The following is a 9,748-nucleotide window of genomic DNA, read 5'->3' as shown; positions in this document are numbered from 1 at the left end:
AGCCGCCGAGCCCGCCCGCCGAGGCGTCGACGGTGGCCACCCCGTGCTGGAGGGCGGCCAGGGTGCCCTCCCGCGGAGGGCACCCACCCGGCCCGATCCGCAGACGTCAGGCCGACCGGCCGCTTCCGACTCCCTGCGGGGCCTTCTTGATGCCCTTGGCGATCTCGTCCATCACGGACGGCGCCGGGGCCTTGTCGCTCACGTCGAACCCGAACCGCACGACCACGAACTGCTTCGCGTCCTTCGGCGAGGGGAAGACGAGCGACTGCACGTAGCCGTCGTCGCCCTTCTCGGTGACCACCTTCCAGCGCACCAGGTGGCCCTCGCCGCCCGCGACGGTCGTGGCGCGGTTCGCCAACACCTGGTGCGAGGTGATCCTGCCGTAGGTCTTCCCGCCGTACGCCCGTTCCGCCGCCTGCTCGATGTCCGTCCGCGCGATCGCCGCCGCCGAGGTCTGGGTGTGCCGGTACGCCGCGGCAGGGGCGGAGTCGGCCCCCGCCCGCGCGCACTGCTCCCCGGCGTCGCCCGGGCACGGGTAGGGCCCGGTCGACAACTGCGCGCCGATGGGCGCGGACTCGCCCGACCACCCCTCGGGCACCGGCAGGCTGATGCCGCTCGCCCCGTCGGTGACGTACCCCTCCTCCGCGGGCGGCTGTGCCGGCCCGCCGGGGCTCGGCACCCCGGGGCCGCGGGGCCCGCTCGGCGCGTCGGGGCTCTCGGTCTCGGGGCCCGGCTCCGGGGTCGGAGCGCCCTGCGGCGCCGGGGACGAAGCGCGGCTCCGGTCGTCGTCCCCGCCGTCCCCGTCGTTCCGGGTCAGCGCGTACACGCCGCCCACCAGACCGCCGAGCACCGCGAGGGCGACGACCCCGCCTATCGTCGCGCGCACCGCCCGCCGCCGTGCGGAGGGCGGTGCGGCCGGCGGCCAGGCCGGTGCGGTCGGGGGACCCCAGGCGCCCGCCGCGCCGAGCACCCGGGTCTGTTCGGTCCAGGCGGTGCCGTCCCACCAACGCTCGGTCGTCGGCGCGTCACTCCTCTGCCCGGGATCGGGGTACCAGCCGGGCGGCGTCATCTGGGTCATGGCGCCACACTAAGAGCTCCTCCTGAAATCCGGATGAGAGGGGATGCCGCTGCCCCCACCGCGACCAGCGGCGGGGCCCAGGGCCCGCCCTCCCGGGCGCACCCCGGCGACGGACTCCGGGCCGGCGGACGGCACCACGGTTGGGAACGTGCGTTCGCCCTGTTCGAGTGCGGGCGTCACTCGGGCAGGGCAACCTGTTCGGTACCCCCGCGAATCCGGCCTCCGGCCCGCTAACCTCGGTGTTCCGTAAGCCGGTTGAGTGATCTGGGGAGGACGCGGGATGACACAGGAACGGCCCGGAGGGGCCGGTTCGAGCCCGCTGTGGGAACGGGAGGCCGAACTCGGCTCGGTACGGGCGGCCATCGACCTCCTGTGCACACAGAGGCTCCGGAGCGTGCCCTCCCGCCCGGAGAGCCCCGGTGGCCTCCTGGTCTTCACCGGCGAACCGGGCGTCGGCAAGACGGCACTGCTCGACGCGACCCGCAAGGCGGCCCGGGACCGCGGCTGCGCCGTCTGGTCGGCGCGCGGCGGCGAGACCCTCGCCTCCGTCCCCTTCTACGTGGTGCGGCAACTGCTGAAACCCGCGTTGGTCTCCCTCAGCCCCGAGGAGTACGACCGGCTCGGCGGCTGGCTCGACATCGCCGGTCCCGCCCTCGGCCTGACGGAACCGAGCGGCGGGCACGTCGACCCGCAGGCCGTCTCGGACGGGCTCGTGGGCGCGGTCTGCGACCTCACGGAGATCAGCTTCCCCCTGGTCCTGCTGGTCGACGACGCCCACTGGGCCGACCAGGAGACCCTGCGCTGGCTGGTCAACCTCGCACAGCGCCTGGACGAACTGCGGATCCTCCTCGTCGTCACCCACCGGGCCGTCGCCCCGGGCCGGGAGGCCGCGCCCGCTCTGGCGCGCGTGGGCGCACTCGCCGGCCTCCGCGGCGTCCTGCACGACCTGACCCCCGGCGCCGCGGCCCAACTCACCCGGGCGAGGCTCGGCAGCCACGCCGACGACGCCTTCTGCCGTCAGGTGTGGGCCGTCACCGCCGGCAACCCCTACGACACGGTGGAACTCCTCGCCAAGGTCGAGGACCGGGGCCTCGAACCGGTCGAGTCCTCCGCCGAGGAACTGCGCGGCCTCAACAGGTCCGCCCGGGACGGCGGTCTGATCGCCCGCCTCAGCGCCCTCGGGACGGCCACCGTCGAGCTCGCCCGGGCCGCCGCGATCCTCGGCACCAACATCGCGGTGCCCGTCGCCGCGGGCATCGCCGGGATCCCCGTGGAGGAGGCCCGCGGGCGCGCCGCCGACCTGCGCACGGCCCGGATCTTCGCCGAACGGCCGCCGAACCGCGCCGACGAGGAGGACCGGCTGGAGTTCGTGCACCCGCTCATCGCCAGCACCGTCTACCAGGCGATCCCCGTGGCCACCCGGACCGCCCTGCACGGTGCCGCGGCCGGCCAGTTGCGCAAGGCGCAGGAACCGGCCGCCGTCGTGGCCCGGCACCTGCTGGAGGTCCACCCCGAAGAGGACCCGGAGCTGGTGGCGCAGTTGCGTGCCGCGGCCGGGGAGCACCTCGGAGTGGGCGCGCCGGAGGCCGCCGTCCGCTGCCTGGAGCGCGCCCTGCGCGAACCGCCGCTGCCCGAGCACCACGCCGAGGTGCTCTACGAACTCGGTTGCGCGACCCTGTTGACCGCCCCCACGAAGACCATCGCCCATCTGCGCGAGGCGCTCGCCCTGCCCCACTTCACGGGGGAGAACCGGGTCGACGCGGTCTGCCGTCTCGCCCAGGCGCTGGTGCACAACGGCGAGTTGGAGGAGGCCGTGCGGGTGATCGACGGCGAGGTCGACCTGCTGCCGCCGGGGCCGCACCAACTCCGGTTGCGGGCCCTGCGCTTCATGTGGCAGGGCATCCACGCCGGCCACCAGGACTCCACCCGGCGCTCGCGCAGCCTCAAGGAGCTCGCCGACCCCCTGAACGGCCGGGACAACTCCGAGCGAGCCCTGCTCATCATCCGGGCGTTCGACGCGTTGACCCGAGGGGAGAACGCGGCGTTCGTCGTGGAGCTGTGCGACCGCTCCCTGGTGAACGGCGAGCTGCCGCCCGGGCTCGGCTGGACGGACACCGAGTGGGGCTTCGAACTCCTGATGATGCTCGGGAGTTCGTACCTGTTCGCCGACCGCCTGGACCGGGCGGGCAACCTGTTCAACGACGCGCGGCGGGAGTACGAGGACAGGGGCTGGACCGGAGCCCATCTGGCGCTCGCCCACTGCTTCGGTGGATACATCCTGCGGCGGCGCGGCAAGCTCGTCGCCGCCGAAGGGCTGCTGCGGGAGGCCCTGCGCCTGGCCGACCGGGTGGGCACCGGCCTGCCGATGCACTGGGACGCGGCCTGCATGCTGATCGACACCCTCGTCGCCCGCGGCAACATCGACGGCGCCATGGAGGTCTTGGAGAAGTACAAGGTCGCCCCGCCCTACCCGTCCACCTTCATCATGCCCGACCCCGATTCGGTCCGCGGGCGGCTCCTGATCGAGGCGGGACGGGTGCAGGAGGGGATCGAGGCGCTGGAGGCCGCGGAGCGGGCCGCGCTCGCGAGCGGTCGCCACAACACGGTGATGGCGCCCTGGGCGGCGGACCTGGCGCGGGCCCTGGCGAAGGAGGACCCCGCCCGGGCCGCGCGGCTGGCCGCGGTGTGCCGGGCACAGGCCGAGCGCTTCGGCACCGACACGGCCATCGGGGAGGCCCTGAGGTGCGCCGCGGTCCTGGCGACCGGGCAGCGCTCGGTGACGCTGCACGCCCAGGCCGCCGCCTACCTGGAGGCCTCGCCCTGCGGGTACGAGCACGCCGTGGCCCGGATCGAGTACGGCATCGCGGCCCGTTCCACCGCCGAACTGGAGCGGGGCACCGCCCTCGCCCGCGCCTGCGGCGCCGACACCGTGGCGGCCCGCGGCGAAGAGGTCCTCGCGTCGTGGCGGCGGTTGCTGGGCTGAGCCCCGCCGGGCGGGCCGGCCCTCAGCGCTCCACCAGCAGCACCCAGACCGGGCCCGCGGCGAAGTCGAGCGGTCGGCCGTCGGTGGTGGTGAAGGTGGTCCCCCCGGCGGCCGAGGGCCGCTTCCACTCGCCGGCGTGGGCCCGCCCGTCCCGCAGCACCTCGACCGGCCCGGAGCCCACGGTCACGGTGAACGGCGAGTTGTTGCCCATGAAGTCCTGGAACCGTGACTCCCGGATCTCCACCCGCTGGACGACGACGGTCGCCGCGGTCACCGCGGTGCCGTCGGCGTCCACCGCCCGGCGCCCGTCCAGGGCGACCTGCCACCGTCCCGCCTCCGCCGACCAGGTGAAGGTGAACCGGGCCGAGGGGAAGCGCACGGTCCGTTCCGTCACCGGTTCGCCCCCCTCGGGGGCCGCTCCGGTACGGAAGCCGGCCTCCGTCAGCACCCCGGCCCCGGCCGGCCGGTCCACCACCTCCGCGGGGTGCAGGACCAGGTTGTGCGGGGCGACCCGGGACGGGTCGCGGGTGTACGCGCCGGCCGGAGCCCCCTCGGGCTGAACGGGGCGCAACGGCGCCGCCTCGATCAGCGGCAGCAGCTTGGACTGGGCCCCGGAGAAGGCGAGCACCGGATCGGGGAACTGGGCCAGCAGTTCCAGGTCGGACTCCCGGGCGCTGCGCACCGGCCCGACCTCCGGCGGCAGCCGGGTGGCGTAGAGCGCCATCAGTCGGCTCAGCCCCGCCTCGACCTGCTCCGCGTACACCACGTCGGCCGCGGCGAGGCCGAGCTGGGGGCGGGCGGCCGCCACGTTGTCGATCTTCACGGCGAGCAGGGGAGCGGCACCGGACGGCGGCGCGCTCGACTCGGCGGGCGAGGGACCGCCCGAGGAACAGGACGTGCCGAGCACGGCCAGCACCAGCACGGCCAGGGCGGCGCAGCCGCCCCGTCTGGCCCGGGCACCCGCCCGGAAGGACTTCGTCATCCGCACACCCCCGGTGTCCGACTGCCCCCACGGTACGTCCGACTGCGCCGCGGGGCCCGGGAACGCGCGCGTTCCGCCGGCCGGACGGGGCTCAGCCGCCGAGGATCTCCCCGAGGTCGTAGCGCACCGGCTCGTCCAACTGCTCGAACGTGCAGGTTCCGGGGGTCCGGTCCGGACGCCAGCGCCTGAACCGTGCGGTGTGCCGGAACCGCGCCCCGTTCTCCATGTGGTCGTACGCCACCTCGCACACCCGCTCCGGGCGCAGGGGGATCCAGGACAGGTCCTTCTTGCCGGACCAGCGGCTCGGTGCCCCCGGCAGCCGGGCTGCCTCGTGCGCCGCCCCGTCCGCCCAGGGGTGCTCCGCCGCAGACTCCAGCCGCAACGGTTCCAGTTCGTCCACCAGCTCGGCCCGGCGCTTCATCGGGAAGGCGGCGCACACCCCCACGTGCTGGAGCACGCCCCGGTCGTCGTACAGCCCGAGCAGCAGCGAGCCGACCACCGGGCCGGACTTGTGGAAGCGGTAGCCCGCCACCACCACGTCGGCGGTCCGCTCGTGCTTCACCTTGAACATGACCCGCTCGTTCGGCCGGTACCGCAGGTCCAGCGGCTTGGCCACGATTCCGTCCAGGCCGGCCCCTTCGAAGCGCTCGAACCAGGAGCGCGCCACCTCGGGGTCGCTCGTCGCCGGCGCCAGGTGCAGCGGCGGGGTGGTGTCGGCGAGGGCTCCGGCCAGCAGTGCGCGGCGTTCGACCAGCGGCGCCTCCAGCAGGCTGTCGCCGCCGAGGGCGAGCAGGTCGAAGGCGACGAAGGACGCGGGGGTGCGCTCGGCGAGCAGCCGGACCCGGGAGTCGGCGGGGTGGATGCGTTCGGTGAGCGCGTCGAAGTCGAGGTGCCCCTCCCGGGCGATGACGATCTCCCCGTCCACGACGCAGCTGCCCGGCAGCCGGGCGGACAGCGCGGCGACCAGTTCGGGGAAGTACCGGGTCAGCGACCTGCCGGTGCGGCTGCCGAGTTCCAGTTCGGGCCCGTCCCGGAAGGCGATGGCCCGGAAGCCGTCCCACTTCGCCTCGTACTGCATGCCGGGCGGGATGTCCTTCACGGACTTGGCGAGCATCGGCTTCACGGGCGGCATCACCGGGAGGTCCATGGCGCGATTCTCGCCGAACGGGACGTTCGGTGCAGATCCATCGATCCTCGGCCCCCCGACCGGGGAGCGCCGATGTGCGCGTCCCCGGCCCTGCGCCTACCGTGGCCGTCATGGGTGCCAGCAGCCACGGCAAGCCGGTCGAGCTGGAGGCCGGTGGGCGGACCGTACGACTGTCGAGTCCGGACAAGGTCTACTTCCCGGAGCGCGGCTTCACCAAGTTGGACCTGGCCCGCTACTACCTCGGCGTCGGCGACGGCATCCTGCGGGCCCTGCGGGACCGCCCCACCACCCTGGAGCGCTACCCCGAGGGACTGGACGGCGAGCACTTCTTCCAGAAGCGCGCCCCCAAGAACACCCCCGACTGGATCCCCCGCGCGCACATCACCTTCCCCAGCGGGCGTTCGGCCGACGAGATGTGCCCCACCGAAGTCGCGGCCGTCGTCTGGGCCGCCCAGTTCGGCACCTTCACCTTCCACCCCTGGCCGGTTCGGCGCGCCGACACCGAACGCCCCGACGAGCTCCGCCTCGACCTCGATCCCCAGCCCGGCACCGACTTCGCCGACGCGGTCGCCGTCGCCCACGAACTGCGGGCCGTGCTCGCGGAGGCGGGCATGCGGGGCTGGCCCAAGACCTCGGGCGGTCGCGGCCTGCACGTCTTCGTGCCCATCGAACCGTGCTGGACCTTCACCCAGGTCCGGCGCTGCGCCATCGTCTGCGGTCGGGAACTGGAGCGCCGGATGCCCGGTCGGGTGACCACCGCCTGGTGGAAGGAGGAGCGCGGCGAACGGATCTTCGTGGACTACAACCAGACCGCCCGGGACCGCACGATCGCCTCCGCCTACTCCGTGCGCCCCCGTCCGCACGCCCCCGTCTCCGCGCCGCTGCGCTGGGCGGAGGTGGACGAGGTCACCCCCCGGGACTTCGACCTCGCGACCATGCCCGTGCGCTACGCGGAGCTGGGCGACGTCCACGCGGACATGGACGAGCACCGGTTCTCGCTGGAGCCCCTGCTGGAGCTGGCCAGGAGGGACGAGCGGGACCACGGCCTGGGGGACCTGCCCTACCCGCCGGAGTACCCCAAGATGCCGGGCGAACCCAAGCGCGTCCAGCCGAGCAGGGCCCGCCACGACGCGGTGGACGAAGGTTCCTGAGCGCGGGCGCGGCGCCCGTCACCGCGGTGAAACCGGTCAGTCCCGGCCGGATGCCCGGCGCAAGGCGAACCGCTCGCGTTCCGAGAGGCCGCCCCAGACTCCGAAGCGCTCGTCGTGGGTCAGGGCGTACCGGAGGCACGCCTCGCGCAGGTCGCACATCCGACAGATGCGCTTGGCCTCGCGCACGGAGCTGCCGGGTTCCGGGAAGAAGAACTCGGCCCCGGTCTGTGCGCACAGGGCGCGGTCCCAGTCGACGCCCTGCTCCGCTTCTTGATCAATGACACCGTCCGTCTGCATGCCCCGATCGTGCCGCGCGGGGAAAAACGAACGATCAACGCGCTGTTCAGCGCCCCGTCGAAGGGGGCGGGGGGCGCCCGGGCCCCTGACCCAGCCGACCGGTGGTCACGCCTTGCGCGCGGCCATCCGCGCCTTGCGGGCCGCGAGCTTCTCGTCGAACGCCCGGGCTTCGCTGTCGAGCCCCTCCATGAAGAAGCCGAGCTCCTCCTGGGCCTTGAGTCCCTCGGGCCCGAGCCCGTCGATGTCCATGATCTTCAGGAACCGCAGTACCGGCTGGAGCACGTCGTCGTGGTGGATGCGCAGGTTGTACACCTCGCCGATGGCCATCTGCGCGGCGGCCCGTTCGAACCCGGGGATGCCGTGTCCGGGCATCCGGAAGTCGACGACGACGTCCCGGACGGCCTGCATGGTGAGGTCGGGAGCCAGGTCGAACGCCGACTTGAGCAGGTTCCGGTAGAAGACCATGTGCAGGTTCTCGTCGGTGGCGATGCGGGCCAGCATCCGGTCGCAGACCGGGTCGCCGGACTGGTGCCCGGTGTTGCGGTGCGAGATCCGGGTGGCGAGCTCCTGGAAGGCCACGTAGGCGACGGAGTGCAGCATGGAGTGCCGGTTGTCCGACTCGAATCCCTCCGACATGTGCGACATGCGGAACGCTTCGAGCTTGTCGGGATCGACCGCGCGCGAGGTGAGGAGGTAGTCCCGCATCACGATGCCGTGGCGGCCCTCCTCGGCGGTCCAGCGGTGCACCCAGGTGCCCCAGGCCCCGTCCCGTCCGAACAGCGACGCTATCTCGTGGTGGTAGCTGGGGAGGTTGTCCTCGGTCAGCAGATTGACCACGAGGGCGATCCGGCCGATCTCGGTGACCTTGGACTGCTCCTTCTCCCAGGGGTCGCCGTCCTCGAACTGCCCGGGGAAGTTGCGGCCGTCCGACCACGGCACGTACTCGTGGGGCATCCAGTCCTTGGCCACCTTCAGATGGCGGTTGAGCTCCTTCTCGACCACTTCCTCCAACGCGTGGAGGAGTCTGGCGTCCGTCCAGGTGGACGGGGCGCCGAGGTGGGGAGAAGTGAGCGTCACTGGAGCTCCAGGGAAGGGGAGTGCATGCCGGGAACCGTAACCTACGCAGTCGTAGGCTACGTCCGCGTAGGTTACGAACCCGTAGGTTAAGCCCGCTGTAAAGGCGCCTCCTCGCCGGGGGTGGCCGGTACGCGCCGGCGCACGCCTGACCACGGCACTTCCGCCCCGTGCGCGCCCGGGGCGCACGCCTCCCGCAAGCGGACTGAGAGGCACCTCACACCGCCGTTCAGCGGCGTGTCCCGGGCGCGGCAGGCTCCCGTGCCCGGCCGCTGCCGGGTGATCCCCGGCGGCTCCAGGAGCGGCAGGCCGTGGCGGCCCGCGCGGTTCCCCGGGCCGGCCGGAGGGACACCCGCGATCGACGTCGACGGGGCGACCTCCCGACACCGTCGGGTCCGATCGGCCGGGTGCGGTGACGGTGTCACCGCACCCGGCCGCGCCTCGCCGTCACCGCGGAGGCTCGGTGCGGTGACGGCCCAAGCGGGGCGGGTCGGTCAGCAGGGGTCGCGCATCAACGCGGCGAGGTCACCGTCCAGGTCGAGGTGCAGGTACTCGTCGCCCCGGGCCACCACGGCGTCGGTCCGGCGCAGGAACCGGCGCAGCTCACCGCTGCGCACGTGCACGATCGCGGTGCCCTCGGGGGCGTGGAACTCCATGACCGTGCGGTCGTACCCGTACGGTCGCACCCGTACGTCCCCGTGGCCGGCCGCTTCCTCCATCCCGGCCGTCAGCAGTTCCCGGGAGAAGGTCCAGCACACGTCCACGCCCTCCAGGGTCGCGGCGGCGGGGAACGTCATCCTGATCGCGAAGGGATCGTCCTCCGTGTAGCGCAGCATCGCGGGGATGGTGGCCATGCGCGGCGCGGCGGCGACCAGTCGCGCCTCCACGGCCTGCTCGATGACGATGGACAACGCGTGCTCCCTCGTGACGGCGGTGAGGTCGGCCCGGCGCCCGGCGGGCCGACGAAGCCGGACACCTGAAGAGACGACGGAAAGCCCCTTCACGTACACCCGGACGGTCAGTGACCTCGGTCACG

8 protein-coding genes are annotated in these 9,748 nt (G+C 73.5%); 2 read left to right on the top strand and 6 right to left on the bottom strand.

The annotated features are described in order from the left end of the window. Positions 1 to 106: 106 nt before the first annotated feature. The gene (locus ABT092_RS28555) at positions 107 to 1,078 is read right to left on the bottom strand and encodes a DUF2510 domain-containing protein (protein WP_351248939.1); all 972 of its coding nucleotides are present in this window, start codon (positions 1,076 to 1,078) and stop codon (positions 107 to 109) included. Positions 1,079 to 1,358: 280 nt separating this feature from the next. On the opposite strand from ABT092_RS28555, the gene ABT092_RS28550 reads away from it, so the two are divergent. Further along, positions 1,359 to 4,061, top strand: a complete 2,703-nt coding sequence (locus ABT092_RS28550; protein WP_351248937.1) for an ATP-binding protein — start codon at positions 1,359 to 1,361, stop codon at positions 4,059 to 4,061. Positions 4,062 to 4,083: 22 nt separating this feature from the next. Here ABT092_RS28550 and ABT092_RS28545 read toward each other — a convergent pair whose 3' ends face one another. Both ABT092_RS28545 and ABT092_RS28540 read right to left on the bottom strand, forming a co-directional pair. After that, a complete protein-coding gene (locus ABT092_RS28545; RefSeq protein WP_351248935.1) occupies positions 4,084 to 5,043 on the bottom strand; it encodes a DUF3048 domain-containing protein in 960 nt (319 codons plus the stop codon). Positions 5,044 to 5,134: 91 nt separating this feature from the next. Beyond that, a complete protein-coding gene (locus tag ABT092_RS28540; protein WP_351248933.1) occupies positions 5,135 to 6,190 on the bottom strand; it encodes an ATP-dependent DNA ligase in 1,056 nt (351 codons plus the stop codon). A 110-nt stretch (positions 6,191 to 6,300) separates the two neighbouring features. Between ABT092_RS28540 and ligD the strand changes: the two genes are divergently transcribed. Continuing rightward, positions 6,301 to 7,341, top strand: a complete 1,041-nt coding sequence (gene ligD, locus ABT092_RS28535; protein ID WP_351248931.1) for a non-homologous end-joining DNA ligase — start codon at positions 6,301 to 6,303, stop codon at positions 7,339 to 7,341. A gap of 36 nt (positions 7,342 to 7,377) precedes the next feature. On the opposite strand, the gene ABT092_RS28530 is transcribed toward ligD, so the two are convergent. The 3 genes from ABT092_RS28530 to ssgD form a co-directional block, all read right to left on the bottom strand. Continuing rightward, positions 7,378 to 7,638 carry a WhiB family transcriptional regulator gene (locus ABT092_RS28530; protein WP_351248929.1) on the bottom strand — a complete coding sequence of 87 codons (261 nt, stop codon included), beginning with the start codon at positions 7,636 to 7,638 and terminating at the stop codon, positions 7,378 to 7,380. Between the two features lie 105 nt (positions 7,639 to 7,743). After that, the gene (locus tag ABT092_RS28525) at positions 7,744 to 8,715 is read right to left on the bottom strand and encodes an acyl-ACP desaturase (protein WP_351248927.1); all 972 of its coding nucleotides are present in this window, start codon (positions 8,713 to 8,715) and stop codon (positions 7,744 to 7,746) included. Positions 8,716 to 9,206: 491 nt separating this feature from the next. Continuing rightward, positions 9,207 to 9,623, bottom strand: a complete 417-nt coding sequence (ssgD, locus tag ABT092_RS28520; protein WP_351248925.1) for a spore wall synthesis regulator SsgD — start codon at positions 9,621 to 9,623, stop codon at positions 9,207 to 9,209. Positions 9,624 to 9,748 lie beyond the last annotated feature (125 nt).

The organism is Streptomyces sp. NPDC002490, assembly GCF_040296045.1.
In the GTDB taxonomy this organism is placed as follows: Bacteria; Actinomycetota; Actinomycetes; order Streptomycetales; family Streptomycetaceae; genus Streptomyces.
The sequence above is the reverse complement of the archived record's forward strand: the minus strand, read 5'-3'. Positions and strand labels throughout refer to the sequence as shown.